Raw genomic sequence first — 25,958 nt, forward strand, 5'->3', positions numbered from 1 at the left:
TTCGAGATGTCGCACTAGAAAGATGATGTCAAGACCTATCATCGTTCGATATATCTTCCTAAAATAGAAGGCATGAGCTATTCGGACGATGCGTTCACGTTGGGCAGGCGGGTTGCCACGCCCCTGCCCGGGGTGTTCGACGGTGCGGTGTCCGGGCTCAGCGCCGGGGGTGCGTTGTCGCGGTTGCGGGAGCCGGCGGCGCAGCAGAATCGGTTGGAGGCGGAACGGGCGGCGGTGCTGACCAGGCTCTATGAACTGCGGGATGATGCTCGGCGGGTGCGGGAGGAGTCATCGCGTCGGTTCGTCGACGATTGGGATGAGTTGGTCGCCGAGGTCGGTGCCGCCCTGGGTGTTGGTCGCACGGCCGCGGGGTCCGCGGTGCATCGCGGGCTGGATCTGCGCGAGCGGTGCCCGCGGTTGTTCGAACTGTTCGCTGCCGGGAAGGTATCGCTGCCGCTGGTCCGGGAGGTGCTCCGGCATCCGCTGCGGTGCTCAATGAGCAGGTCGCGAAGGCCTTCGATGAGCGGATCACCGCGTGGCTCGCAACCCGCTGTGGGCAGTCGCTGTCGGTGCGGGCGGTGACCGACGCCGCGAAGAGTGTGCTCGTCCGGTTGGATCCGGCGGCGGCGCGGGAAACACCGCCGGCCGAGCCGCGGGAGCGGTTGGAGTTCCACACGCGTGTGGACGGACTGGTCGATCTGGAGGCGGTGATGCCCAAGGATCAGGCGCTGCGGTTGTCGGCGCTAGTCGGGCCGCTGGTGCAGTCGGTGTGTCGGGCGGATGGCCGCACGGTGGGGCAGCGGCAGGTCGCCGCGCTCGTCGCGCTCGCGGAGGGATACGAGAGCTTGGGCTGCCTATGCGGCACTGATTCGTGCGAGCTGCGCGAGGCGCGGCCGCGGACCGCGGCGGTGTCCCAGGATATCCGGGCGTTGGCGGTGATCGTCCTCAACGAATCCGACCTCGCCGACGTCACAGCCGCCGCGCTCGACGACGCGGCCCCGCCCGAACCGGAACCTGATCTGTTCACGCCCACCCCTGACGCCGCGCCTGCGCAAGCACTCGAAGATGCCGACGCCACTGGCAATGGGGACGCCGAAGTCGTTGCCGGTGGCGGCGATGCAGAACACGGGGCGGTCGTCCTGACCGGAGACCCCGGGATCACCGGCCCTGTGACCGTGGAGCAAGCGCGGGCCTTGATCGCCGCCACGCAAACCCAGTGGCGGGTCCTCGGCCGCCGCGACCCCGCCACCGGGGAGATTCACGCCCGCGGCGCCGGAGGGTACCGCCCCACCTGGTACCAACTACTCGTCATGCGCCTGACCTACCCGACATGCGTCTTCCCCGGCTGCAGCGTGCCATCGGACCACTGCCAGGCCGACCACGTCGGGGAATTCGACCACGACGATCCCGGCGCAGGCGGGGCGACCACCGTCGCAGGCAAAGGCACCGCGGGGAACCTGGTGCCGCTGTGCGGGTTCCACCACCGCATCAAGACCGAGACCGGATGGCTCTCAGACCTGCTGCCGGACGGCACCGTCGAATGGCGGCACCCCGCCGGAGGCGTGCACGCCGTCCCACCCGGTAGCGCCCGGGATCTGCTCCCCGGGCTTGAACAGATCATCTGGGATGCCCCCGAACCCGCACCGCCGAAACCGAAGAACCCCGACGGACTGGCCACCGCGGCGAAACGACGTGCGAAGGCCCGCAAGGCGCTCCGCGCGGAGAACCAGATTCTGCGTGAGGAACATCGACGACACCGCGCCGCTGCGGCGGAACAACGCGCCCGCGAGCAGGAGCGCGCCCAGGCCGAAGCGGCAGGCATCGACTACGACGACACGCAGCCCCTCCAACCCCCACCCTTCTAGGCCAGGAGAGCCAGAGGTCACCCAGCGGCCGCTACAGCCCCGCGGCCTCGAGGGCCTGCTCGTAGAGGTCGGTCGCCTCGTCGCGGGACTTGCCCGCGGCGAGGGCGTCGGCGAACACGGCGCGCAACCGGTCCTCCCCCGCCGCCTCGAAGCGCTTCGTCCACGCCTCGGCGTCGTACCGCCAGTACCCGACGACGTCGGCACGGTCGCGCGACCAGCCGAGGCCGCGCACGTGCTTCTTGGCGGCCCGCGTGTCGGCCGCTTCCCCGGCCAGCCACAGGTACGCGTCGGTCGGGAGATCGACGCTGCGCAGCGCCTCGGGGAGGCGGCTGGGCGCCGCGCCGTTCCCGGTGCCGACGAGTTCGATGACCTCGGCCCCGTCGCGCCGCGGCAGGTAGTCGAGCTCGCTGCGGTCGAGGACCTCGGCGATCACAGTGACGTCGATGCCCGCGGGGGTCTCCTCCAGGATCCGGGCGAGCGCGGGCAGCGCGGCGAGGTCGCCCGCGAGGACATGGCGGGTGGCGTCAACGGCCGGCTCGTACCAGGACCTCGGCCCGGCGGCCAGCAGCCGCCACCCGGGCGCGCGGCGCGGAACCAGTCGATCGCCGGACCGTGGCCGTGCTCGGCCACGTCCACCAGCATCCGCCGGGTCTGCGGGTCGTAGGCGCGCACGGTGTAGTTGCGGTGCCCGGCGCTGCGCTCGGGATCGGCGATCTCCCAGCCGCCCAGCGCCTTCGGGTCGTCCGATTGCCGGGCCACCAGCTCGTCGCCGTCAGGCGAGAAGTAGAAGGCGATCGCCTCGTCGCCGGGCGCGATCGGGACGTAACCGTCTGCCGTGCCGCCACCCACCTCGAACTCGAGACGCAGCAGGTTCGCGGCCACCTGCGAGGTCGCCGTCAGCGTCAGGACGAAATCGTTCCACTTCATGCATCACTCCAATCGGTCGACGCCGTGGGACTCGGGGTCCGAGCGTTCCACGACGAACAGGACGGCGGTCTTGTGCGGCAGCTCCACGAGGCCGAGCCGGCGCATGCCGATCGCCTCGTTGACGCCGACGGCGGCGGCGTTGCGGACATCGGGCTCGGTCAGCATGCGCCGGCACAGGGGGTCGGCGCGGAATCCCGCCACCGCGACGGCCGCCCCGAGCCGCGAGCCCCAGCCGGCACCGCGATGCGCCTGCGAACCGATCGCGAGGTGCACCCCGATGTCATGGGGGTCCGAGTCGTAGTGCAGCGCGACCACGTCGGCGTGCGCGCGGTACAACTCCAGGTAGGCGATGTCGCCGTCGGCATCGCCCACGATCAGCGGCGCGACCACCGTGCCGGCCAGCATGTCGGCGAGGTGCCGCCGCCACCGCTCCCTGGACCACGCCTGCTCCCAGAACGCCGCCACGGCGGGCGTGTTCATCCACCGGTGGATCACGTCGACGTCGGGGCCGCCTGGGTCGGCCACGCGCACGTCGAAACCGTCCAGAGCGAGGGCGCGGGCGACGTCGCCGATCGGCGGGTGCGACCGCCCGACGAGCTGTCGCCCGGCGGCGGCGCGGTCCAGCATCCGAACCCCCAAACAGAGAAGTGTAGGCTTACCTACCTGATCGCACTGGAGATTACCCCAAGGAGACGGTTTCCGACATGTCCACCTCCCCGCTGACCGCCGACCGCGTGCGCGCCGACGTCGCTGAGCTGCTGCAGCTGCCCCCGCACGAGATCGCGGACGACGACAACCTCTTCGACCTCGGCCTGGACTCGGTCCGCGTGATGACGTTGATCCAGCGCTGGCGCGACGCGGGTGCTGCGGAGCTCGAGTTCCCCGACCTCGCCGAGCAGCCCGAGCTGGCCCATTGGCAGCGGCTGGTGGTGGGCGCATGAACCCGTTCGACGATCCCGACGCCGAGTTCCTGGTACTGCGCAACGCGCGCGACCAGCGGTCGCTGTGGCCGCGGTTCGCCGAGGTCCCCGCCGGCTGGACCGTCGAGTTCGGCCCGGCCGGACGCGAGGCCTGCCGCGCCCACATCGACGGCGCGTGGACCGACCTGCGCCCACGCGAGCTCCGCGACGCCCTCCCCACTGACCCGCCCGACCCCCAGGAGCGACCACGTGACTCTCGCAGCGGCGGCCCACGCCCCGGTGTCCCCCGGCCCCGACGACCGTGCCCTGCTGCCGCTCACCGCGGCGCAGCTGGGAATCTGGAACGCACAACGGCTCGAACCGGATTCGCCGTACTACGTGGTGGGGGACGTGCTGGAGATCGCCGGCGAGCGCGAGGTGGATCTGGAGGCGTTGCGCACCGCGATCGCGCGCACCGTCGCCGAGGCCGACAGCCTGCGGCTGCGCGTCGTGGAGACCGCCGAGGGGCCGCGTCAGTGGATCGACGACGGTGCGCCGGCCGCGCCGGTCACCGTCGACCTGCGGTCCGAGCCCGATCCGCGGGCCGCAGCGGAGGCCGAGGTCGCGGCGGAGCGGGCGCGCCTGGCCGCCGCGTGCGTCGAGATGGTGGACCGTGACCTGTTCGCGTATCGCCTGCTGCGGCTGTCGGATACCGAGGTCTGGTACACCCAGATGGGCCACCACCTGGTGTTCGACGGCTACTCCGCGGCGATGCTCTCGCGCCGCGTCGCGAGCCACTACACCGCGCTCGTCGGCGGCACCGAGCCGCCGACGTCGCCGTTCGGCTCGTTCACCGACTTCATCGCGGGCGACGTCGAGTACCGCGCGAGCGAGCGCCTCGAGGCCGACCGCGCGTACTGGCGCGACGAGCTCACCCCGCTGCCCGCGCTTCCGGAGCGAGCGGGCTTCGACGGGCCCGCGACGACCACCCACTCCGCCCGGACGGAGCTCGGCCCGGAGGACGTCGACGCGCTGCGCCGCGCGGCGGACGAGGCCGGAACCACCTGGGGCGAAACGCTCATCGCCTGCTACGCCGCATTCCTGCACCGCACCCTGGGCGAGACCGACGTGGTGTTCGCGATGCCGCCCATGTCGCGCAGCGGTGGCGTGGCGCTGCGCACCCCGGCGATGGCCGTGAACGTGCTGCCGCTGCGCCTGCGGGTCTCCCCGGCGACCGGCTCGCCGACCTGAGTTCCCGCGTGGCCGAGGCGATGCGGCGCATGCGCAAGCACCAGCGGTACCGCGGTGAGGACCTCCCGCGCGACCTGGCCACGCCGAACGTGGGCGCGTTGCTGCACGGCCGCGGCATCAATCTCAAGGCCTTCGACCTCACGCTCGACTTCGCCGGTTCGGCCGGCACGATGCGCAACGTGGCTGGTGGGCCGCCGGAGGACTACGGGCTCAGCGCGATCCCCACCGCGCCGCCCGTGGACGCCCCGGCCGGCACGAGCGGCGGACTCCTGATCGGCTTCGAGGTGGACGCGCGTGCCGCCACCGCGGACCAGGTCCAGGGCCGGCTCGACACCGTCACCGCCCTGATCCGCGAGCTCTGCTCGCCCGCCGCCCCGGCGGTCGGCGAGGTCGACCTGCTCCCGCCGGTGCTGCGCACCGCCCTCGTCGCGCGTGCGCACACCGCCGGATCCGCGCACCCCACCGAGGACGTGCCCGCCGCGCTCGCCCGGCAGGCGGCGCTCCACCCGGACGTCCCCGCCCTCGTGTTCGACGGTGCCGCACTCACTTTCGGCGCGCTCGCCGAGCGGGTGCACCGCACCGCCCGGCTGCTGCGCGACGAGGGCGTGGGCGCGGAGGACGTGGTGGCACTCGCACTGCCCCGCGGCGCCGGCCTGGTGATCGCGCTGCTCGCGGTACTCGAGGCGGGCGCCGCGTACCAGTACCTGGACCCCGCGCATCCCCCGGCGCGGCACGCGGAGCTGATCGCCGATTCCACTCCGGCGCTCCTGATCACGGACGCCGAGACTCCCGCTCCCGAGTCCGTCCGCGCGCTCGCCCTCGACGCTCCCGCGACGCGCGCGCGGCTCGCGGCGTTGCCCCCCAGCCCACTGGCGGAGGCCGAACTCGCGGCGCCCCGCCACCCCGATCACCTCGCCTACGTCATCCACACCTCCGGCTCCACCGGCCGTCCCAAGGGCGTCGCGGCCCGCGCCGGCGGGCTGACCAGCCTGCTGCGCCACCACCGTTCGACGCTGGTCGACACCGCCATCGGCGGCGACCCCGACCGGCGGCTGCACTGCGCGCACACCTACTCGTTCTCGTTCGACGCCTCGCTCGACCAGTTGCTGTGGCTGCTCAGCGGTCACACGCTGCACCTGTACTCCACCGACACCGCGCGGGACGCCGACGCGCTGCTGGCCGCGTACCGCGCCGACGACATCGACGTCGTCGACACCACCCCGTCGATGGCGGCGCCGCTGATCGACGCCGGCCTGCTCGACGGCGAGCACCGCCCCGCCCTGCTGATCCTGGGCGGCGAGGCCACCGGCCCCGCGCTGTGGAAGCGGATCGCGGACACCGGCGTTCCCGCCGTCAACGTGTACGGCCCCACCGAGGCCGCCGTGGACGCGACCGCCGCGCGGGTGGCGGGCGCGACGCCCGTCATCGGGCGCGCCGTGCCCGGCACCTCCGCGTACGCGCTCGACGGTGCGCTGCAACCGGTCCGGGACGGCGAGGTCGGCGAGCTGTACCTCGCCGGGCCGCACCTCGCGCGCGGGTACCTGAACCTGCCCGCCGCAACCGCCGAGCGGTTCGTGGCGGATCCCTTCGGCGAGCCCGGCTCGCGCATGTACCGCACCGGCGACCGCGTGCGCTGGATCGGGGGCTCGACCACCGTCACCGGCACCACCGTCACCGGCACCGCCGGCGGCGGCTACGAGTACCTGGGCCGCGGCGACGGGCAGGTGAAGATCCGCGGCTACCGGATCGAGATCGCCGAGGTCGAGACGGCCCTCGCGGCGGTCCCCGGCGTCACCAGCGCCGCCGCCGTGGTGCGCTCCGAGGGCGGCCGGGACCGCCTGGTGGGCTACGTGACCGGCACCGTCACGGCCGACGGCGTGCGCGACGCACTGGCGGCCGCCGTGCCCGATCACATGATCCCGTCGGCCGTCGTGGCGCTCGATGAGCTGCCGGTGACGATCAACGGCAAGCTGGACCGCGCGGCCCTGCCGGTGCCCGCCGTGCAGACGGGCGGGCGCGCGCCCCGGACCGACCGCGAGCGGCTCCTCTGCGAGGTGGTCGCGACCGCGTTCGACGCACAGGTCGTGAGCATCGACGACGACTTCTTCAGCCTGGGCGGCGACAGTATCAGCGCCATCACGGTGTGCAGCGAGTTGCGCTCCCGCGGCATGGACGTGCGCCCACGGGACTTCCTGTCCGGCAGCAGCTTCGCCACGCTCGCCGCCCAAGCGGCCGACACCGCGACCGAGCACACCGGCCCCGTCGTCCCGGCCGTCGGCGCCTTCCCCGCTCCGCCGATCGCGGCGGCACTGCTGGCGCTGAACGCGGATCCGCGTTCCGTCGCCGGGTACGCGCAGTGGATCGCTCCCGAACTGCCCGACTGTGCCACCGCCGAGACCGTGGGCACCGCGCTCGACGCCCTCGTTGCGGCGCACGACGCGTTGCGCCTGCGGATCTCGGGCCCCGCCGAGCTCACCGTCGACGAGGCCGCGGCGGCCGTCGAGGTCGGCGAGCGGAGCGGCACCGTCGAGTCCGTGGCGGCCGAGCTCGCCGCGGAACTCGACCCCGCCCACGGCGCGGTGCTGCGCGCGGCGATCGTGCGCGACCCCGACGGTACGCCGGACCGGCTGGTTCTGGTGATCCATCACCTTGCCGTCGACGGCGTCTCCTGGCGCGTCCTGCTCGAGGACCTGCCGCGCGCGCACGCGGCCGCCGCCTCGGGCCACGAGCCCGCGTTGCGCGCCGAGGGCACCTCGTGGCGGCGCACGCGCTCGCCCTGGCCGAGGAGGGCGAGTCCGGTTCCCGCCGCGGCGAACTCGAACACTGGCGGGCCGCGTTGGACCACGCCGAACGCCTGGGCGCGCGCTCGCTGGACCCGCGTGCCGACCTGGTCGGCACCGCCGCGGTCACCCACACCGCCACCGACGCGGCCACGGCGACCGCGATCACCCGCGATCTCGCCGCCGCCTACCGGGCGAACGCGGAGGAGACCCTGCTCGCGGTGCTCGCGCTGACGGTGCGTCTGCACCGCCGGCGCACCGGTCGCGGCGGCTCCGACGCCGCGACGGTCACCGTCGAGGGCCACGGCCGCGAGGAGGTCGTGCGTTCGGCCGACCTCGCCCGCACCACGGGCTGGTTCACGACCGAGTACCCGGTGGCGCTGCCGCTGCCGGCGGGCGACGCCGAGCTCGACGACGCCCTCACCGGCGGGCCCGCGGCAGGCCGCCTGGTGCGGGCCGTCAAGGAGGCGCGGCGCGCGGTGCCCGGCAACGGGATCGGCTACGGCGTGCTCCGGCACCTGGACCCCGGCGCCTGTCTCGACGCGCCGGCGCCCGACGTGGTGTTCAACTACTTGGGCCGCTTCGCGGAACCCGACGGCGGCTGGCGGCTCCCCGGCGCCACCCCGTTCGCGGTGCTCGATCCGGCGGAGAAGGCGCTCGAACAGGTGCTCGCGATCAACTGCTTCGACGGCGCCGACGGGCTCACCGTCGAATGGACCGCCGCGGGCGGCGTACTCGATCCGAGCGCCGTCGCCGCCCTACAGGAGTGCTGGTCGAAGGCCCTGGGCGCGTTCGCCGCGCACGCGGAGCTCATCGGGCCCGACGGTGGCGGCCTCACCCCGTCGGACCTGCCGCTGGTGGCGCTGGACCAGGCCGACATCGACCTGCTGGAACAGGACGGTCCGATCGCGGACGTGCTGCCGGCGACGACGCTGCAGGTGGGCCTCGCGTTCCAGTCGCAGGTACTCGCGGACGGCGATCCCGACGTGTACGTGGTGCAGGCCGCGACGTACCTGCGCGGCCCGGTGGATCCCGAGCGGATGGCGACCGCCGCGGCGGAGCTGCTGCGCCGGGTCCCGTCGCTGCGCACCCGCCTCGGATACACCGCGAGCGCCGATGTGGTGCAGGTGGTTCCGCGGGCGGTGCAACCCGAGTTCACCTTCGTGGACGTGGCCGATCATCCGGATCCGGCGGCCGAGTTCGCCGCGATCGCCGCGGCAGAGCAGGCCCGCCGGTTCGATCCGTCGACCGCGCCCCTGATCCGGTTCCTACTGTGCCGCACCGGACCCGACGCGTACCGCCTGACGTTGACGAACCATCACTCGCTGCTCGACGGCTGGTCCATGCCGATCGCCGGGCGCACGCTGTTCGCGATCTACGCCGAGTTGGGCGGCGGCCCGGCCGCACCGGCCTCGGCGCCGCTCGACGGCTACTACCGCTGGCGCGCCGACCGGGACCTGCCCGCCGCGAGAACCGCGTGGGCGGAGGAGATGTCCGGGCTGGAGGCGCCGACGCTGCTCGCGCCCACGGGTTCCGAGTCCTCCAAGGGGATACCGGAGCGCGTCCTGGTCGAGCTCGGCGACGACCTGACCCGCGGGATCGCGGAGCTGGCACGTGCCCGTGGCGTGACGCTGACCAGCGTGCTGCACACCGCGTGGGGCCTGCTGCTCGGCCGGCTCACCGGTCGCCGCGACGTGGTGTTCGGCTGCCCCGTCTCCGGGCGCCCCGTGGAGGTGCCCGACGTGGGCACGATGGTCGGACAACTCGGCGAGTCGATCGCGATCCGGGTGCGGGCGACCCCCGAGCAGGCCGTGGGTGAGGTCCTCGCGGACGTGCACCGCCGCGCGCTGGCGCTCTCGGAGCACCACCACCTGGGCCTGGTCGAGATCACCCGCGCCGCGGGCCTCGGCGAACTCTTCGACACGATGGTCGTCACGGAGAACTTCCCGCTCTCCGACCGGAGCGTGCAGCCGATCGAGCCCGGCCTCGATCTCACGGGCGTCGACATCTCCGACGCCACGCACTATCCGCTCACCGTGGTCGCCCTTCCCGGCGAACGCCTGACCCTGGGACTGGGCTACCGCACGGACGTCCTCTCCGAGGCGACGGTGCGCGGCTACGGCCGGTGGCTCACGGAGGTCCTGCGGGCCATGGTGGCCGCGCCGGACACCCCCGTCGGGGCGATCGGGACGCTGGCGTCGGACGAGCGGGCGGCGATGCTGGCGCTGGGCGACGTCCCGCTTCGCGGCGAGTACGGCCCGCTGCTCGAGGAGTTCGGCGCCCACGTGGCCGCGACCCCCGAGCACCCCGCCGTGGTCTGCGAAGACCGGCAGCTGACCTACCGGGAACTGGACGAGGCCGCGAACCGGCTCGCGCACCGGCTGCTCGCCGCCGGGGTGCAGCAGCAGGATCTGGTCGCGGTCTTCGCCGAGCGCGGGCTGCCCTGGTACGTCGCTGTCTTCGGCGTGCTCAAGGCGGGCGCGGTCTACCTTCCGCTCGACCCGTCCTACCCCGCGGCGCGCCTGCAGTTCCTCCTCGAGGACGCGGCACCGTCGGCCGTGCTGACCTGTGGCGAGATCCCGGAGACGGCCACCGCTCGCGTGCCCGGCGGGGTTCCCGTGTTCGCGGTGGACCCGTGGGACGGTTCGGGGGACGCGACGGACCCGGCGCACGCCCGGGCCGGACTCACCCCGGACGCCCTGGCGTACATCATCTACACCTCGGGCACGACGGGACGCCCCAAGGGCGTCGCCGTCAGCCACCGCGGCATCCCCGACCTCATGGCCTTCGTCGTGGAGGCGCTCGGCTTCCGCTCCGACGAGCGCGTGCTGCAGACCGGTTCGCCCAGCTTCGACATCTCCGTCCTCCAGGTGCTCGGCCCGCTGATGGCCGGCGCCACCTCCGTGATCGCGCCCGACGCCGTGCGCGTTCCCGGCGACGAGCTGCTGGAATACATCGAGCGGCACCGGGTCTCGGTGATCAACCTGTTGCCATCGTTCCTCGCCGCGATGCCGGACCACGCCGAGGTCGATCCGTCGGTGATCTTCATGGTGGGCGCCGAGCGGCTCGACCCCGAACTCGCCGACCGCTGGGGCCGGGGCCGCCGCGCGCTGTTCAATTGCTACGGCCCGACCGAAGCGACGATCAACGCGGTCACCTGGCGCTACGTCCCGGACGATCCGGGGCCGCTGCCCATCGGCCGGCCGGACCCGAACCTGCCGTGCTACGTCCTCGACGAGGGCCTCAACCCCGTGGGTACGGGCGTGCTCGGCGAGCTGTACCTGGCCGGCGACTCGCTGGCCACGGGATACCTGCACCGGCCGGACCTGACGGCGGCGACGTTCGTTGCGAATCCCTTCGGGGAACCGGGTTCCCGTATGTACCGCACGGGCGACCTCGTGATGTGGCGCGAGGACGGGAACCTGAGCTTCCACGGCCGCGCCGATCACCAGGTGAAGATCCGCGGCCTGCGCGTGGAACTGGGCGAGATCGAGACCGCGCTCGCCCGGCAGGACGGCGTGCGCGCAGCCGCCGTGCTGGTGCGGAACCAGCGCCTCATCGGGTACCTGGTCCGCAACGACGGCGCCGAGCCCGATCCGGAGGCGATCCGCACCGCGCTGGGAACCGAACTGCCCACGCACATGGTGCCCGCCGCTTACGTGGTGCTGGACCGGCTCCCGCTGGGCCCCACCGGGAAGCTCGATCGGGACGCGCTGCCGGACCCCGCCGCCCGTGCCGACGCCGGGCTCGACCGCGAGCCCGCGACCCCCGCCGAGGCGGCGCTGCTCGCGGTGTTCCGCGAGCTGTTGGACACCGACGACGTCGCGCTCGGCGACGACTTCGTGGAGCTGGGCGGCGATTCGCTGGTCTCGCTGCAGGTGGTCTCCCGCGCCCGTAGGCTCGGCTTCGAGCTGGGCGCCCGCGACGTGCTGGAGGGCCTGACGGTGGCCGGGATCGCCGCGCGCGCCACGGCCTCCGCCGCCGACGGCACCCCGGCGGGCACGGACTTCGAGCAGTTCCTGGACGTGCTGCGCCTCGCCGCGACCGGCTCCCCCGACGTGTACACCGGGCGCCACCCGGCCAAGGTCGGCGTGCACACCTTCGGCGGGCAGATCCTGGCCCAGGCGATCGTCGCGTCCGGCCGCACGCTCACCACCGGGCCCGACGGTGCGCCGCCCCTGCACGCCGCGCACACCCACTTCGTCGAACTCGGTTCGGTGACCGACGATCTCACCTATCGCGTGCTCCGCCTGCGGGACGGTCGCGGCACGGCGAACCGGCAGGTCACCGTCGAGCAGGACGGCCGGATCCTCGCCGTCATGACGCTCGCCTACCAGGTGGACGCGCCGAACCCGCTGGAGCACACCGGTGCCGCGCCGGCGGCGGGCGACCCCGAAGCTCTGCCGACGATGGCGGAGCGCTTCGCCGGGCACGAGACGCGCCTGTGCGCCCTCGTCGAGGCCTCGCACCCGATCGAGATGCGGTTCGCCTCGGATCCGGTGTGGGACAAGCGGGACGTCGAGAACGCAGACAGCCGGAACCTGGTGTGGATGCGCACCGACGGTGCGATGCCGGACGATCAGGTGCTCCACGACGCCGCCCTCGCGTGGGCTTCCGACCTCACCGTGCAGGATCCGATCATCGCGCGGCATGGGCTCGCGTGGGGCTATGACCGGGTCGGCGCGGCGACGCTGAACCAGTCGCTGTGGTTCCACCGGCACACCCGGTTCGACGACTTCCACTTGCTGGCCGTCGATTCCCCCGTCGCGCACGGCGGCCGCGGCCTGTCCACCGGACACTTCTACACCGGCGGCGAGCTCGTTGCGACGGTGACGCAGGAGGCGATGGTCCAGGTCCTCCCGGACTGACGCCGAAGGGCCCGTCACGCCGACGGTCGCGGCCCGGAATCACATCCGGGCCGCGACCGTCGCGTTGTGGAACCTGTGGAGCGGGCTACTTCTTGAACATCTTCTCGACGACGTCGAGCGTGGCCATGGCCTTGTCGAAGTCGGGGCGCTGGACCCAGTACGGCAGGTCGTACGCGTGGTTCGAGGAGAACGCGGGCAGCGAGGCGTAGACCGGCTGCGAGCGGAGCGAGTTCACATCGAAGGTTTGGCCACTGAAGCCGACGATGAAGACCGAGGGCTGTGTGACAGTGCTCGGCAGCTGCTCCGGCGTGATCTCGTACGAGTCACCACCGGCGGTGTACGGCTTGAACTTCCCGGACGCGAAGATCGGGGCGGGCTCGATGCCGAGCTTGGCGAACTCGGCGGGGACGCCGCGGTTCTCGATGAGTCCGTAGGCCTTGCCCTGCGCGGTCATCGACAGGAACGCGACCGGCCCGGGAGGCGGCGTGATACCGGCCTTGACCTGCGCGATGCGCTCGTCGTACTTCTTCACCGCGTCCTGGTAGACCTGCGGCTGCTCGAACGTCTTCGCCAGGTACTCGAACTGCTGCTGCCAGCTCTCGAGCTTGTTGTCGACCAGGATCGTGGGCGCGATGGTCGTGAGCCGGTCGTAGGCGTCGGTGCCCTGCTTGAACGGGAAGCCGAGGCCGCCGCCGATGATCAGGTCGGGCTTCTCCGCGGCGACCGCCTCGATGTTGTAGCCGCCGGCGGGCCAGTGCATGAACTTGGTGCCGGCCTTCGTGAAGTCGTCGGCCCAGGCCTCGAACGGCTCCGCCTTGGTGATGTCGCGGTCGGTGTACTCGGTCACCGTCGACACCACCGGCAGACCGAGGTCGTACAGGTAGCCCGCCAGCGCGTAGTTCAGCAGGACGACGCGCTTCGGCTTGGCGGGGATCGTGACGTCCCCCTTCACCGTGCTGACGGTGCGGGTGGCGTTCGCGTTCGCGCCGCTCTCCGCGTCGTCGGACGAGCCGCCGCCACAGCCGGCAACGAGCCCGAGCGCACACAGGATGGCGACGAGATATCGCACATTCTTGGCCATGAAGAAGCCCTTTCTCAGTGTATTAGGACAGGCTTATCAAATCACATTCCGCTCCTCAGCCCGGACACAGGTGGGATTCGTCACAACCAAGGGTAGGGTACCCATACTGATCGATACGGTGAGGCCATGACCACGGGACTCCCCACGGCGCCGCGCATCCTGGCTCGCACCATCGCCCTGACGGTGGCCAGCGGCTGTCTGATCCTGTTCGTCGTCGGTGTCCTGGCCTCGCAGATCCTGGCAGCGGCCGGGGCGTCGGCGCTGTTCGAGCCGGTCTGGGGCGCCCTGGCGCGGCTGGGCGCCGCGGTCACCGGGACCGCGCCCGGCACCGTCGACGTGGCGACCGGCAGCGACCTCGCCTGGGCGTGGCAACTACACCTGGGCTGGCTCCTGACAGGCACCGTCGCCGGGGCCGCGTGGGGCGCGGTGGCGGCCAGGCGGCGGGCCACCGCCGGGATCGACCGCGCGGCCCGGATCCTGTCCGGCATCGCGTGCGGGACGCTCGCGGTCGCGATGCTGCTCTACGGGCTCGCCAAGCTGATCCCGGCGCAGATGGGTCACATGAACCTACCCGCGTACCAGCTGCAGGCCGTCGGCGATACCGAACCGTTCTCGATGCTGTGGGGATACATGGCGGCGTCCACCCCGTACACGGTGGTCACGGGCGCCATCGAGGTGACGGCCGGCGTCCTGCTCGTGTTCCCGCGCACCCGCGTCGCCGGGACGCTGCTCTCGATCGTCGCGCTGACGCAGATCGTGCTGCTCAACGTGTTCTACGACGTGCCCGTCAAGCTGCTCGCGGGCGAGCTGCTGATGATCGCGGCCGTCCTGGCGGCACCGCACGCACGGGCATTGCTCACCGCAGTGTTCCCACCAGCCGAACGCCGGCGCACCGTCGTCGCCGCGACGATGGTCGCGCTCGCGGCGGTTCTGATCGGCGTCACGACCGCGGGGAACCTCGCCCGCGTCGACGCCATGAACACGCCGCGCGACACCCGCGACGGGGTGTGGCGCGCGACGTCGCTGAGCCTCGACGGCCGTCCCGCTGCGGCCGTCGGGCAGGCGGGGCCCGTGTGGACCTCGATCGCCATCACGCTGCGCGGTACCGCGGAACGGCCGGCGAAGGGGTCCGCGCAGGACTCCCTCGTCACGCAGACCCCCGACGGTGTCGTCACCGCGTGGGGGCTGCGCGCGGACGGCGACCGGTTCACGGTGCGCGCCGGAGCCGGCGCGGCGCCGGTGGAGCTCACCGTGGTCGCGTCCCGCCCGGACGCCCTGCGCATGTCCGGCACCGTCGACGGTGCGCGGCTGGAGGCGACGTACGAACGGCGCACGATGGAGCGCAGCACGGACATCCGGTTCGTGCAGGCACCGTTCGACCGCACACGCCCGCGCCTGTAGCGGCCCACCAGGTGGCAGAGTGGGCTCCATGGAGCTACGCATCTTCGTCGAACCCCAGCAGGGGGCCACATACGCCGACCAACTCGCCGTCGCCCGGACCGCGGAGGCGGCCGGCTTCGGGGCGTTCTTCCGGTCGGACCACTACGTCGCCATGAACGTCGACGGTGCGCCCGGGCCCACCGACTCCTGGGTCACCCTCGGCGGCATCGCGCGGGAGACCTCGACGATCCGCCTCGGCACGCTGGTGACGTCCGCGACGTTCCGGTTCCCCGGGCCGCTCGCGATCTCCGTCGCGCAGGTGGACGAGATGTCCGGTGGCCGCGTGGAACTCGGGCTCGGCGCCGGGTGGTTCGAAGAGGAGCACCGCGCCTACGCCATCCCGTTCCCGGAGGTGAAGGAGCGCTTCGCACGATTCGAGGAGACCCTCGAGATCGTGACCGGACTGTGGGAGTCGCAGGGCCCCTACACGTTCCGCGGCGAGCACTTCTCCGTGGTCGACTCCCCCGCGCTGCCGAAGCCCGCGCAGGCGCACGTCCCGGTGGTGCTGGGCGGCGCCGGCCGCACGCGCGGAGCGGCGCTGGCCGCGCGGTTCGCCGACGAGTACAACACCCCGTTCGTCCCGGTGGCCGAGGCCGCCGCGGTGTGGGGCCGGATCGACGCCGCGTGCGAGGCTGCGGGCCGCGATCCGAAGTCGGTGGTCAAGTCGGCCGCGCAGGTGGTCTGCGGCGGCGCGGACGCGGCCACCGTCGAGCGACGGGCAGCGGCCATCGGCCGCGAGCTCCCCGAGCTGCGCGAGAACGGGCTCACCGGCTCCGCGGCCGAGATCGTCGACAAGCTGGGCACCTTCGCCGAGGCCGGCGCGACGCGGGTGTACCTCCAGGTACTGGACATGCGCGACCTCGCGCACGTCGAGTGGATCGGCTCCGAGGTACTGCCGCAGGTCGCCGGCCTGTAACTGTCGGTGGGTTCGACTCTGTCGCGCCCATCACCATCGAAGAAGCCGCCGCCCGGCCACTCCCGCGGTAGCGACGTGTCCCGCGATCACCATGGTGATCGCGGGAACGATTCGTCGCCGCGGGAGCGGACTGTGGCGGCGGGTCAGGCGTTCGCGGCCAGCATGTTGGTCGCGGTGCGCCGCGCCAGCGCCATCGTGGTGATCATCGGGTTCACGCCGGAACAGGTGGGCATGCCGCTGGCGTCGGCGATCCACACGCCGCGGGTGTCGTGCAGTTCGCCGGAGGGCTTCGCCACGGAGGTGGCGGGATCCGCGCCCAGCGGGGCGCTGCACATCTGGTGCGCGCTGAACACCGGGGTGCCGCCGGGGCCGATCGGGATCGCGTTCACCCGCTCGATGTACGCGTCCAGATCCTCGCCGCGCTGCCACGGCGCGAACCGCTGCCCCGCCACGTAGATCTGGTTCGCACCGGCGGCCTCCTGCATGCGGATGGCGGCCACGAGGCCCTCCCGGAGGTGCTTGCGGTCCAGCTCGTCGTCGAACGGGTAGGTGTGCACGGCCTCGCCGTTCTCGTCGATGGTCACCGCGCCCACGCCGCGGTCCTTGACCAGGGCCACCCAGTCGACCCGGTTGCGGTACTGCACGGCGAGTTCCTTGTGGGCCGCACCGCCCAGCCACGGCACGATGCTGCTGAACAGGCCCGGGAAGTGCTGGACCGCCTCGATGAGGAAGCCGTAGCCGGAATCGGCGTCGGCGAACTCGTTCATCACGCCCGCCATCGCCGGGCCGTACCAGGGGTCCTGCGGCTCGTCGTAGATGCCGCTGACCAGCGAGGCCGGGTGCAGCCGCAGCGTTGTGCCGACCGCGGGCCCGCCGATCCCCGAGCGCAGCAGCAAGGCGGGGTCTCCAGGCTGCCCGCGGCGACCACGACGGTGGGCGCGGTGATCCGCACCGGGGTCTGCGCGCCGGTCTCGGGGTCGGTGTGCACGCCCTCGACGCCGGTGGCGGCGCCGTCGTCCGTGGTGACCTCGCGGATCCGGGTGTTGGGCAGCAGGCGAGCGCCCGCGTCCGACGCGTCCTGCAGGAAGGTCTTCATCGTGCCGTTCTTCGCACCGGTCTGATCGCCCATGCCGCTGTAGCCGGAGCGCACCGGGTCGAACCGGTCGGGATTCACGTTGAGATCCACCTTGCGGTACGAGTAGCCCAGGCCCGCAGCTCCTCCGCGAGCCGCTCGTGCTGAGCGTTCTGCAGGGCGACGTCCTGGTTGCAGCCCATCCGCGCGAACACCTGTGCCAGGTGCTCGTCGAATTCGGGGCCGAGGGCGTCCTCGAGCCCCGCGTCCGCCCACTCCTTGCGGACGACGTCGGGCGTCTTGAGCGAGTTGGACCAGTTGACGGTGCTGCCGCCGCCCACGGTGCCGCCCGCGGCGAGCATCACGTTCCCGTCGGCGGAGGGGAAGAATCCTCCGCGCAGGAACAGGGTCTGGTAGGCGAACAGCTCGTTCTGCACGAAATCGGCCTCGTTGCGGTAGCTTCCGCCCTCGACCACGATCACGTTCTTCCCGGCCTGCGACAGCATCGCCGCGGCCACACCGCCGCCGCTGCCGCTGCCGACGATCACGACGTCGGCGCTGAGCGTCTCCCCGGCCGTGGGCGCGATCGTGGTGATGGTCTTGGGCGTCGCGGGCGGGGCCGACACCGGCCCGGGGTAGCCCACGCCCGCCCACAGCGGGTTGCGGCCCTGGTCGTCCATGACGCCGTAGGCGATCATCGTCGACAGCTGGCACAGGCTCGCAACGGCGAGTCCCGCCTCGGGGGCGATCCCGCCGAGGTTCGCGAGGATCGCCTCGCGGATCGCCTGGGGCTGGTTCTTCATGCCGACCAGGGCGGCGGTGTCGAGCAGCTGGCCGAGGCTCTCGAGCTCCTCCTCGGGGAGGTGCTCGAGCAGGTACTGCTCGACGGCGGCGTCGACCTGCAGGTCGCTGCCCTTCACGGCCCAGAAGCCGGTGGGGTCGTCGTCGCGGGGCACCGAGGCGACGAAGGTGTCGACGACGGCGGTGAGAGTGGCGCGGCGGCGCGCGTCGAAAGTGAAGCTCATGGTCTTGTCCAATCGAAAGTCATGGGGGTGAGTGGGATTCGCGCTCAGGGCAGCTGCATCGACTTGGTCTCGAGGTAGTCGTCGAGGCCCCACGCGCCGAACTCCCGGCCGTTGCCCGACTGCTTGTATCCCCCGAACGGGGCGTGGATGTTGAAGGCACCGTCGTTGATCTGGACCTGGCCCGCCCGGATGCGCCGGGCCACCGCGACGGCGCGGTCGGCGTCGGCGGAGAACACCGCTGCGTTGAGGCCGTACGGGGTGTCGTTGGCGAGGCGGATGGCCTCCTCCTCGTCGTCGTACGCCTGGATCACCAGGACGGGGCCGAAGATCTCCTCGCGCACGATCGCCATGTCGCCGCTGACGTCGGAGAACACCGTGGGCCGCACGAAGAACCCGCGGTCCAGGCCGTCCGGAGGGGTAGGGCCGCCCGCGACCAGACGCGCACCGTCGGCGACGCCCTTCTCGATGTACCCGACCACCCGGTCCCTCTGCTGCGCGGACACCAGCGGCCCGAGGACGGTGTCGGCCTCGAAGGGGCTGCCGACCTTGATCTGCTCGACGCCGGCGGCGGCGATGGCCTCGACCTGCGGCAGTACTGCGCGCGGGACCAGCATGCGGGTGAGCGCGATGCAGGTCTGGCCCGAGTTGAGGAAGCAGCCGTTCAGGCCCGCGCCGACGGCCTCGATGAGATCGGCGTCGTCGAGGACGATCATCGGGGACTTGCCGCCGAGCTCGAGGGCGACCTTCTTGATGGTCTGCGCGGCGACCTCGCCGATGCGGCGGCCGGCGCCGGTGGAACCGGTGAGCGAGACCATGTCGACCTCGGGATGGCCGACGAGCGCCTCGCCGACGGACTGTCCGGTGCCGGTGACCACGTTGAAGACGCCCTTCGGCAGGCCCAGCTCGTGGAAGACCTCGGCGAGCACGAACGCGGTCAACGGCGCGACCTCGCTCGGCTTGAGCACCACGGTGCAGCCCGCGGCCAGCGCCGGCGCGACCTTCGCGACCACCTGGTGCAGCGGGTAGTTCCACGGCGTGATCGCCACGACCACGCCGATCGGCTCGCGGACCACGAGCGAGTTGTAGACCGTCTCCTCGAAGGCGTAGGTGCTCGCGACCTCCGCGATGGAGACCAGCGACTGCACCGGCAGGCCCGCCTGCACGACGTTGCTGTACGCGAAGGGCATACCCACCTCCTGGCTGACCAGCGTCGCGATCTCGCTCTGCCGGGCCTGCAGCGCCTGCGCGGCGCGGACGAGAAAGCCGATCCGTTCCTGCAGCGGGGTGCGCGACCAGCCGTCGAAGGCGGCCCGGGCGGCGGCGACCGCGGCATCGGCGTCCTCGGCGGTGCCGGCGGCGACGTGCGCCATCACTTCTTCGGTCGTCGCGTCGATGACGTCGATGGTCTCGGTTCCGGTGGACGGCCGCCACTGACCGTCGATGTAATGGCTGGTGCGGTCGATCATCGAGGGCTCCCTGGAGGTGGTGTGTTGTTGAGCACTTCCAAGTGTGGAGTGTGATGAGAGCCATATTCTTGGCGTCATGAGCAAGGTTCGATCCCACTCTTGTCCCCGGGAACAATGCCGAGCGCCGTGGCATCGCTGAGCGAGCCGGCCCGCACCTGGCTCGCGGAGTTCGCGCGAGCCGGGGAGCACGAGCACGAGCTGGACGCAATGGTGGCCATGGTCGACGACGCCATCGTCGCCGCGCTGCCCGAGATGGACGAGCCGCTGCTGCGCGGTGAACTCGACGCCAGCACCCGCGCGCACTGGCGCGGTGTCCTCGGCAATCTCCTCCGCGCGACCTACTCGATCCACCCGGGAGAGGAGACCCACGACCTGGCCCGGACGATGGCACGGCGCGGCTTCGAACTGCGGGTCCTGCTCGCCGTGTACCGGGTGGGACAGAACGGCGCGTGGGAGTTGTTCACCGCGCGCGTCGCCGCCGAGATCGCCGACGCCGACGTACGCTCGCAGGTCCTGCTGTACTTCTGGCCCCGCGTGACCGAGTGGCTCGACGCCTCGATCGAGGAGATGATCGGCACCTTCGTGACGGAGCGCGAGCAGTGGCAACGCGGAGCGCTGGCGCGGCAGGCGGCCACCGTCGAGGCCGTGCTGGCCGGCCAGGAGGTGAACGCGGCCGAGGCGTCCGCCGCACTCGGCTATCCGCTGGGGCCCGCGCACACCGCGTACACGCTGTGGGTCGACGAGGCCGTGCCGGATACCGACGTCCATCACCTCCTCGAACGCGCCGGGGCGACGGTGCACCGGGCCGTGGGCGGAGAGCACCGCCTGGCGCAGCGGATCGGGGCGCGATCGCTGCGCTGCTGGTCCACGGGATCGTCGGAGCCCGGCTGGCCCGACCTGCCCCCGACGGTCCGCTGCTCCTCGGGACCGCGCACCCCGGCCTCGACGGGTTCCGGCGCAGCCACGCGGAATCCGGTGCAGCGCTGGCGCTCGCGCAACGGACGGGACGGCGTTGGACCTGCTACCGGGAGGTGGAGCTGGCGTGCCTCGGTGCGGGGCTGGCCGGCCACTGGGGACTGGACACCCTGGTGCGGCGAGAGCTCGGACCGCTCGCCGCCGACACGGATTCCGCTGCGCGCCTACGGGAGACCGCGCTCGCCTACCTCGGCGCCGGCGGCGACGCCAAGGCCACCGGCGAGGAGCTGGTGGTGCACCCGAACACCGTGCGCTACCGGATCCGGCAGGCGGAACAGGCGTTGGGGCACGGCATCGATGAGCGGCGCGTGTACGTGGAGCTGGCGCTGCACGCGGTGCGCGACCTCGGCGTCAGTCCTGCAGCGCACCCTTGAGGTACGCGGCGGCGCCGAGGTGCTGGGCGCAGTCGTCGACGATGCTCACCAGCCGCACCGCGACGGTGACCGGCGGGTCCCACGCCTCGTCGATCACGCGCGCGAGTTCGTCGTCGGTGACGGTCGCGAGGTAGCGCTTCGCGAGGGCGTCCACGTCGCGGAAATAGCCGATGAGCAGCGCGTCGCTGCCGTGCACTTGGGCCGCCTCCGCCCGCGACTGACCGTAGCCGGTGGCGTCCGGGGGCAGGTCGAGTGCGAAGCGGCCGTACCAGTCGTTGGCCGTCCAGACCTCCTCCACGCCGGCGATCGGCGCGAGTTGCGCGTCGATCACCCGCGCGCTGTGCCACACCAGCCACGCGATCGTGTTGGCGTCCGGGGTGATCCTGCGGTCCGCGATGCCCGGATCGAGCCCCTCGGTGACGTCCTCCGCGTGCTCGGCGATCCGGGCGAACGCGTCGGTGAGCAGGTCCGTGCAGCGGCTGAATCCATGTCCCCGACCGTACGCCCCTGCCGGGTCGTGCGGGTCAGCTCAGGCTGCGGCCGAGCTGGCGGGCGAGGACCGCGGCGAACTCCGCCGGGTCGGCGACCGCGCCGCCCTCGGCGAGGACCGCGGTGCCGTAGAGGATCTCGGCGGCGTCCGTGAGGGTCTCGTCGTCCGCGGGGGTCTCGGCGGCGGCGACGCGGTCCCGCAGGCTCTGCACGAGGTCGTTCTCGGGGTTGAGCTCCAGCGTGCGGCGGGTGCGCGGCACCTCCTGACCGCTGGCCCGGTACATCGCCTCCAGCTGCGGGGTGAGATCGAACTCGCCGCCCACGAGGCAGGCCGCCGAGGTGGTGAGGCGCGAGGTGAGGCGGACGCCGGACACCTTGTCGTCCAGCGTCGTCGCGAGCCACTCGGTGAGCGGCTCGAAGCCCTCGGCATCGGGGGTCTCGTCGCCGAGATCGGCCTCACCCTTCGCGACGGAGACGAACCGCTTACCGTCGAACTCCGCGCCCGGGGTCCACAGCTCGTCGACCTGATCGGTGAGGAGCAACACCTCGAAACCCTTGGCGGCGAACGCCTCCAGGTGCGGCGAGGACTCCAGGCGCGTCCGCGAATCACCGGCGGCGTAGTAGATCGCGTCCTGCGCCTCGGGCATGCGGGAGACGTACTCCGCCAGGCTCGTGGTCCCCGTCTCGCTGAACGTGGACTCGAACGCCGATGCCTTGAGCAGGGTTTCGCGGTTGTCCTGGTCGTCGAGCAGGCCCTCCTTGAGGACGGCGCCGAACGCGGTCCAGAACGTGTCGTACTTCTCGCGCTCGTTCTCGCGCATCGCGCTGACGGTCTGCAGCACGCGCTTGACGAGCCGCTTGCGGATCATCACGAGGTGCCGGTCGTTCTGCAGGATCTCGCGGGAGACGTTGAGCGACAGGTCCTGCGCATCCACCACGCCGGCCACGAAGCGGAGGTACGGCGGCAGCAGGGCCTCGCAGTGGTCCATGATGAAGACGCGCTTGACGTACAGCGCGGGACCCGGCTTGGTGTTGCGGTAGAACATGTCGAACGGCGGCATGGTCGGGATGAACAGCAGCGCCTGGTACTCGAAGGTGCCCTCGGCGCGGAACGCGATCGTCTCGAGCGGCTCGTCGAAGGCGTGGCTGATGTGCCGGTAGAAGTCCGCGTACTCCTCGGCGGAGACCTCGTCCTTCGGCCGGGCCCACAGGGCCTGCATGGAGTTCAGCGTCTCGGGACCGGCCTTCTCGGCACCGGCGGCCTCGTCCTCGCCGGCATCGTCGGCGGCCTCGGATGCGGGAAGCACGAGGCGGATCGGGAAGGCGATGAAGTCGCTGTAGCGCCGTACGACGGTGCGCAGGACGTGCGGGGACGCATAGTCGTGCAGGCTCTCATCGCCGTCGGCGGCGCGCAGGTGGAGGGTGATCGTCGTGCCGTGCTGCGCGGGTACGTCCTCGCCGGTGAGATCGGTGACGGTGTAGGTGCCGTGGCCCTCGGACTCCCAGCGGGTGGCGGTGTCCTCCCCCGCCTTGCGCGTGACCAGGGTGACGCGATCGGCGACCATGAACGCCGAGTAGAACCCGATGCCGAACTGGCCGATGAGCTCGGCGGACGCGCCCTGCTCCTTGGCCTGCTTGGCGGCCTCGAGCTTGCGGCGCAGCTCGCCGGTGCCGGACTTGGCGAGCGTGCCGATGAGATCGACGACCTCGGCGCGGCTCATGCCGATGCCGTTGTCGGCGATCGTGAGGGTGCGGGCCTCCGCGTCGGGGCGGAGCTCGATGTGCAGGTCGGAGGCGTCGGCGTCGAGGTCCTTGTCCTGGTACGCCTCGAGCCGCAGCTTGTCGAGGGCGTCCGAGGCGTTCGAGATCAGCTCCCGCAGGAAGACGTCCTTCTCCGAGTACACGGAGTGGATCATCAGCGAGAGCAACTGATCGGTCTCGGCCTGGAACTGCAGGGTCTCAGCGGTCACGGCGCACTTCTCCTCATCATCCGACGGTGCCTGGGTCGATTCTGCCAACCCGACGGTGCGCGCCTCCCGCCGGTCCGACGACGCGCGTCCCGCGCCGGGTGAATCCGCGGCTAGACGGAGGCACGAGGCCAGATCTGGCTTCTTGTGCCCACAGGACCGTGGATTCACCTGGCCCTCGGTGGCCAGCGGCGGATCGCTGGGCGGGATCAGAGCTGGAAGCGGTACTCAGTGGTGGGCTTGTGCCAGATCATCTTCCCCTGCTCGTCGTGGAACTCGCTGTAGCCGCGGCCCACGAGCAGCTTCTTGCCGTACACGTCGACCACGTAGGTCTGCGGCCCGTACTTCACGTCGTCGTACCGGAAGGGAAGCGGTTTGACGTTGAGCGCCGTGATCATGTGATCGTCGGGTGGGAAGACCCCGTTCTGCCGGCAGATCACGAACTTCTCGTCGGCGGTCTCCGCGATCACCATGGCCGCCGATACGGCGGGGTCGCAGGAGGGTCCGCCGTAGAACCCGTGCTCGGTGACCTCGCTCGCCGCCGCCGGACCGGCGGTGACCGCTCCGGCGCCCAGCGCCACTGCGGCGACCGCCATCACGGCCCGTGCTACCACTGCGTTCCGATTCATGCTCTGCCTCCGTCCGTGTGCGGGTCGCACCGGCGGCTTCAGTGCAGCAGTTCGTGCCCGGAGTATCGGGGCACCGTCGGGACGCGTTACGGGAGGCGACGAACGGCGAGGGCCCGGCACCGTCGGGAAGACGATGCCGGGCCCTGATGCCTGAGGCGAGGACTTAGAAGTCCATGCCGCCCATGCCGCCGGTCGGATCGACCGGGGCACCGGCCTTCTCCGGCTTGTCGGCGACGACGGCCTCGGTGGTGAGGAACAGCGCCGCGATCGAGGCTGCGTTCTGCAGCGCCGAGCGGGTGACCTTCACCGGGTCGTTGATGCCGGCGGTCAGCAGGTCCTCGTAGACGCCGGTGGCGGCGTTGAGGCCGGTGCCGGACGGCGAGTTGCGGACCTTCTCGGCCACTACGCCGGGCTCGAGGCCGGCGTTGAAGGCGATCTGCTTGACGGGGGCGTCCAGCGCGACCTTGACGATCGCCGCGCCGGTGGCCTCGTCACCCTCGAGGGCGAGAGCCTCGAACACGGCACCCGACTGCGCGAGAGCGACGCCACCACCGGCGACGATGCCCTCCTCGACGGCGGCCTTGGCGTTGCGCACGGCGTCCTCGATGCGGTGCTTGCGCTCCTTGAGCTCGACCTCGGTCGCGGCACCGGCCTTGATGACGGCCACGCCGCCGGCCAGCTTCGCGAGGCGCTCCTGCAGCTTCTCCCGGTCGTAGTCCGAGTCGCTGTTCTCGATCTCGGCGCGGATCTGCGAGACGCGGCCCGCGATCTGCTCCTGCGAACCGGCACCGTCGACGATGGTGGTCTCATCCTTGGTGACGACGACCTTGCGCGCGGTGCCCAGCACCTCGAGGCCGGCGGTCTCGAGCGAGAGGCCGATCTCCTCGGAGATGACCTGGCCGCCCGTGAGGATGGCCATGTCCTGCAGCATCGCCTTGCGGCGATCGCCGAAGCCGGGGGCCTTGATGGCGACCGACTTGAAGGTGCCGCGGATCTTGTTGACGATGAGCGTCGACAGGGCCTCGCCCTCGACGTCCTCGGCGATGATCGCGAGCGGCTTGCCGGCCTGGATGACCTTCTCCAGCAGCGGCAGCAGGTCCTTCACGGTCGAGATCTTGCTCGACACCAGCAGCACGTAGGCGTCCTCGAGCACGGCCTCCTGACGCTCGGCGTCGGTCGCGAAGTAGCCCGAGATGAAGCCCTTGTCGAAGCGCATGCCCTCGGTGAGCTCCAGCTGGAGACCGAAGGTGTTGCTCTCCTCGACGGTGATGACGCCTTCCTTGCCGACCTTGTCCATGGCCTCGGCGATGAGCTCACCGATGGCCGGGTCGCCGGCCGAGATGCCCGCGGTAGCAGCGATCTGCTCCTTGGTCTCGACCTCCTTGGCCTCCTTGAGCAGGTGCTCCGAGACGGCCGCGACGGCCTTCTCGATGCCCCGCTTGAGGCCCAGCGGGTTCGCACCCGCGGCCACGTTGCGCAGGCCCTCGCGCACGAGCGCCTGGGCCAGAACGGTGGCGGTGGTGGTGCCGTCGCCCGCGACGTCGTCGGTCTTCTTGGCGACCTCCTTGACGAGCTCGGCGCCGATCTTCTCGTAGGGATCCTCGAGCTCGATCTCCTTGGCGATGGAAACACCGTCGTTGGTGATCGTGGGGGCGCCCCACTTCTTCTCCAGCACGACGTTGCGGCCCTTGGGGCCCAGCGTCACCTTGACAGCGTCGGCGAGGGCGTTCAGGCCCCGCTCGAGACCGCGGCGGGCCTCTTCGTCGAACGCGATGATCTTGGCCATTGCGAAGTGATTCCTCCAGATAGGGGCCGGTTCGGCCCATACTTTGGACACGTCTTCTAGGTCGATTCGGCGCCCGCGACGGACGGCCCGGCGTGTCACCTCCGCGGGGTGCGCGAAGGGCCGGGCCTCACCTCCCTGACCTAGCACT

General features: G+C 71.8%; 20 protein-coding genes and 2 pseudogenes. 10 read left to right on the plus strand and 12 right to left on the minus strand.

All coding sequences use genetic code 11. The features are described from left to right. Positions 1 to 72 precede the first annotated feature (72 nt). Together MTP03_RS24020 and MTP03_RS19425 are read left to right on the plus strand one after the other, a co-directional pair. Entirely contained in the window at positions 73 to 582 is a 510-nt protein-coding gene (locus tag MTP03_RS24020) for a DUF222 domain-containing protein (RefSeq protein WP_371820811.1), read from the plus strand. Further along, positions 489 to 1,865, plus strand: a complete 1,377-nt coding sequence (locus tag MTP03_RS19425) for an HNH endonuclease signature motif containing protein (RefSeq protein WP_248489599.1) — start codon at positions 489 to 491, stop codon at positions 1,863 to 1,865. Before MTP03_RS24020 ends, MTP03_RS19425 begins: the two co-directional genes overlap by 94 nt. Positions 1,866 to 1,896: 31 nt before the next feature. Here MTP03_RS19425 and MTP03_RS19430 read toward each other — a convergent pair whose 3' ends face one another. Genes MTP03_RS19430 through MTP03_RS19440 form a run of 3 tightly spaced genes read right to left on the minus strand, consistent with a single transcriptional unit; the run spans position 1,897 to position 3,431 of the window. After that, a complete protein-coding gene (locus tag MTP03_RS19430; protein ID WP_371820994.1) occupies positions 1,897 to 2,352 on the minus strand; it encodes a siderophore-interacting protein in 456 nt (151 codons plus the stop codon). Then, positions 2,295 to 2,792 carry a siderophore-interacting protein gene (locus tag MTP03_RS19435; RefSeq protein WP_248489600.1) on the minus strand — a complete coding sequence of 166 codons (498 nt, stop codon included), beginning with the start codon at positions 2,790 to 2,792 and terminating at the stop codon, positions 2,295 to 2,297. The genes MTP03_RS19430 and MTP03_RS19435 overlap by 58 nt, the downstream gene beginning before the upstream one ends. 3 nt (positions 2,793 to 2,795) lie before the next feature. Beyond that, on the minus strand, positions 2,796 to 3,431 hold the full coding sequence (locus tag MTP03_RS19440; RefSeq protein ID WP_248489601.1) for a GNAT family N-acetyltransferase: 636 nt from the start codon (positions 3,429 to 3,431) through the stop codon (positions 2,796 to 2,798). A 65-nt stretch (positions 3,432 to 3,496) separates the two neighbouring features. Here MTP03_RS19440 and MTP03_RS19445 point away from each other — a divergent pair, with 65 nt between their 5' ends. The 5 genes and pseudogenes from MTP03_RS19445 to MTP03_RS19465 all read left to right on the plus strand — a co-directional run bounded on the left by MTP03_RS19445 (position 3,497) and on the right by MTP03_RS19465 (position 12,590). Further along, positions 3,497 to 3,733: a phosphopantetheine-binding protein gene (locus MTP03_RS19445; protein WP_248489602.1), complete on the plus strand. Its 237-nt coding sequence runs from the start codon at positions 3,497 to 3,499 to the stop codon at positions 3,731 to 3,733. Further along, positions 3,730 to 3,822: pseudogene (locus tag MTP03_RS24025) on the plus strand (MbtH family NRPS accessory protein); the annotation flags it as partial. The gene MTP03_RS19445 and the pseudogene MTP03_RS24025, both read left to right, overlap by 4 nt. A gap of 139 nt (positions 3,823 to 3,961) precedes the next feature. Next, entirely contained in the window at positions 3,962 to 4,942 is a 981-nt protein-coding gene (locus MTP03_RS19455; protein ID WP_248489603.1) for a condensation domain-containing protein, read from the plus strand. 8 nt (positions 4,943 to 4,950) lie between these two features. Beyond that, entirely contained in the window at positions 4,951 to 7,956 is a 3,006-nt protein-coding gene (locus tag MTP03_RS19460) for an amino acid adenylation domain-containing protein (protein WP_371820812.1), read from the plus strand. Positions 7,957 to 8,171: 215 nt separating this feature from the next. Continuing rightward, positions 8,172 to 12,590, plus strand: coding sequence for an amino acid adenylation domain-containing protein (locus tag MTP03_RS19465; protein WP_371820995.1), 4,419 nt, complete (start codon positions 8,172 to 8,174; stop codon positions 12,588 to 12,590). Positions 12,591 to 12,675: 85 nt separating this feature from the next. Here the strand turns inward: MTP03_RS19465 and MTP03_RS19470 are convergent, their stop codons facing one another. Beyond that, positions 12,676 to 13,671 (minus strand): Fe2+-enterobactin ABC transporter substrate-binding protein, encoded by a 996-nt coding sequence (locus MTP03_RS19470; protein ID WP_248489604.1) that lies wholly within the window; start codon positions 13,669 to 13,671, stop codon positions 12,676 to 12,678. A gap of 126 nt (positions 13,672 to 13,797) precedes the next feature. On the opposite strand from MTP03_RS19470, the gene MTP03_RS19475 reads away from it, so the two are divergent. Continuing rightward, complete coding sequence (locus tag MTP03_RS19475; protein ID WP_248489605.1) at positions 13,798 to 15,072, plus strand: hypothetical protein; 1,275 nt, start codon at positions 13,798 to 13,800, stop codon at positions 15,070 to 15,072. Positions 15,073 to 15,100: 28 nt separating this feature from the next. Beyond that, entirely contained in the window at positions 15,101 to 16,027 is a 927-nt protein-coding gene (locus MTP03_RS19480; protein ID WP_248489606.1) for an LLM class F420-dependent oxidoreductase, read from the plus strand. A 143-nt stretch (positions 16,028 to 16,170) separates the two neighbouring features. Here MTP03_RS19480 and MTP03_RS19485 read toward each other — a convergent pair whose 3' ends face one another. The 4 genes and pseudogenes from MTP03_RS19485 to MTP03_RS19500 all read right to left on the minus strand — a co-directional run bounded on the left by MTP03_RS19485 (position 16,171) and on the right by MTP03_RS19500 (position 20,555). After that, positions 16,171 to 16,923: a GMC oxidoreductase gene (locus tag MTP03_RS19485; RefSeq protein ID WP_248489607.1), complete on the minus strand. Its 753-nt coding sequence runs from the start codon at positions 16,921 to 16,923 to the stop codon at positions 16,171 to 16,173. Between the two features lie 59 nt (positions 16,924 to 16,982). Next, a pseudogene (locus MTP03_RS22930) lies at positions 16,983 to 18,124 on the minus strand (GMC family oxidoreductase N-terminal domain-containing protein); the annotation flags it as partial. A gap of 44 nt (positions 18,125 to 18,168) precedes the next feature. Next, positions 18,169 to 19,590, minus strand: coding sequence for an aldehyde dehydrogenase family protein (locus MTP03_RS19495; protein ID WP_248489608.1), 1,422 nt, complete (start codon positions 19,588 to 19,590; stop codon positions 18,169 to 18,171). Positions 19,591 to 20,357: 767 nt separating this feature from the next. Continuing rightward, positions 20,358 to 20,555, minus strand: coding sequence for a hypothetical protein (locus tag MTP03_RS19500; protein ID WP_248489609.1), 198 nt, complete (start codon positions 20,553 to 20,555; stop codon positions 20,358 to 20,360). 66 nt (positions 20,556 to 20,621) lie between these two features. On the opposite strand from MTP03_RS19500, the gene MTP03_RS19505 reads away from it, so the two are divergent. Next, positions 20,622 to 20,939 (plus strand): helix-turn-helix domain-containing protein, encoded by a 318-nt coding sequence (locus tag MTP03_RS19505; RefSeq protein WP_248489610.1) that lies wholly within the window; start codon positions 20,622 to 20,624, stop codon positions 20,937 to 20,939. Here the strand turns inward: MTP03_RS19505 and MTP03_RS19510 are convergent. From MTP03_RS19510 to groL, 4 genes are all read right to left on the minus strand, one after another. Further along, positions 20,917 to 21,405, minus strand: coding sequence for a DUF664 domain-containing protein (locus tag MTP03_RS19510; protein ID WP_248492304.1), 489 nt, complete (start codon positions 21,403 to 21,405; stop codon positions 20,917 to 20,919). The two genes, MTP03_RS19505 and MTP03_RS19510, sit on opposite strands and share 23 nt — an antisense overlap. Before the next feature lie 58 nt (positions 21,406 to 21,463). Next, a complete protein-coding gene (gene htpG, locus MTP03_RS19515; RefSeq protein WP_248492305.1) occupies positions 21,464 to 23,344 on the minus strand; it encodes a molecular chaperone HtpG in 1,881 nt (626 codons plus the stop codon). A gap of 260 nt (positions 23,345 to 23,604) precedes the next feature. Then, positions 23,605 to 24,024 carry a hypothetical protein gene (locus tag MTP03_RS19520; protein WP_248489611.1) on the minus strand — a complete coding sequence of 140 codons (420 nt, stop codon included), beginning with the start codon at positions 24,022 to 24,024 and terminating at the stop codon, positions 23,605 to 23,607. A gap of 163 nt (positions 24,025 to 24,187) precedes the next feature. Next, positions 24,188 to 25,810, minus strand: a complete 1,623-nt coding sequence (gene groL / locus MTP03_RS19525) for a chaperonin GroEL (RefSeq protein ID WP_248489612.1) — start codon at positions 25,808 to 25,810, stop codon at positions 24,188 to 24,190. Between the last annotated feature and the right edge of the window lie 148 nt (positions 25,811 to 25,958).

It is taken from the genome of Tsukamurella sp. PLM1 (assembly GCF_023168325.1).
Lineage (GTDB): Bacteria > Actinomycetota > Actinomycetes > Mycobacteriales > Mycobacteriaceae > Tsukamurella.

Bases quoted from the DNA above. Each gene is read 5' to 3' on its own strand.
- MTP03_RS19520 (WP_248489611.1), bottom strand. From the start codon at position 24,024: ATGAATCGGAACGCAGTGGTAGCACGGGCCGTGATGGCGGTCGCCGCA.
- MTP03_RS19470 (WP_248489604.1), bottom strand. From the start codon at position 13,671: ATGGCCAAGAATGTGCGATATCTCGTCGCCATCCTGTGTGCGCTCGGG.
- MTP03_RS19445 (WP_248489602.1), top strand. From the start codon at position 3,497: ATGTCCACCTCCCCGCTGACCGCCGACCGCGTGCGCGCCGACGTCGCT.
- MTP03_RS19475 (WP_248489605.1), top strand. From the start codon at position 13,798: ATGACCACGGGACTCCCCACGGCGCCGCGCATCCTGGCTCGCACCATC.
- MTP03_RS19495 (WP_248489608.1), bottom strand. From the start codon at position 19,590: ATGATCGACCGCACCAGCCATTACATCGACGGTCAGTGGCGGCCGTCC.
- groL (WP_248489612.1), bottom strand. From the start codon at position 25,810: ATGGCCAAGATCATCGCGTTCGACGAAGAGGCCCGCCGCGGTCTCGAG.
- MTP03_RS19435 (WP_248489600.1), bottom strand. From the start codon at position 2,792: ATGAAGTGGAACGATTTCGTCCTGACGCTGACGGCGACCTCGCAGGTG.
- MTP03_RS24020 (WP_371820811.1), top strand. From the start codon at position 73: ATGAGCTATTCGGACGATGCGTTCACGTTGGGCAGGCGGGTTGCCACG.
- htpG (WP_248492305.1), bottom strand. From the start codon at position 23,344: ATGATCCACTCCGTGTACTCGGAGAAGGACGTCTTCCTGCGGGAGCTG.
- MTP03_RS19480 (WP_248489606.1), top strand. From the start codon at position 15,101: ATGGAGCTACGCATCTTCGTCGAACCCCAGCAGGGGGCCACATACGCC.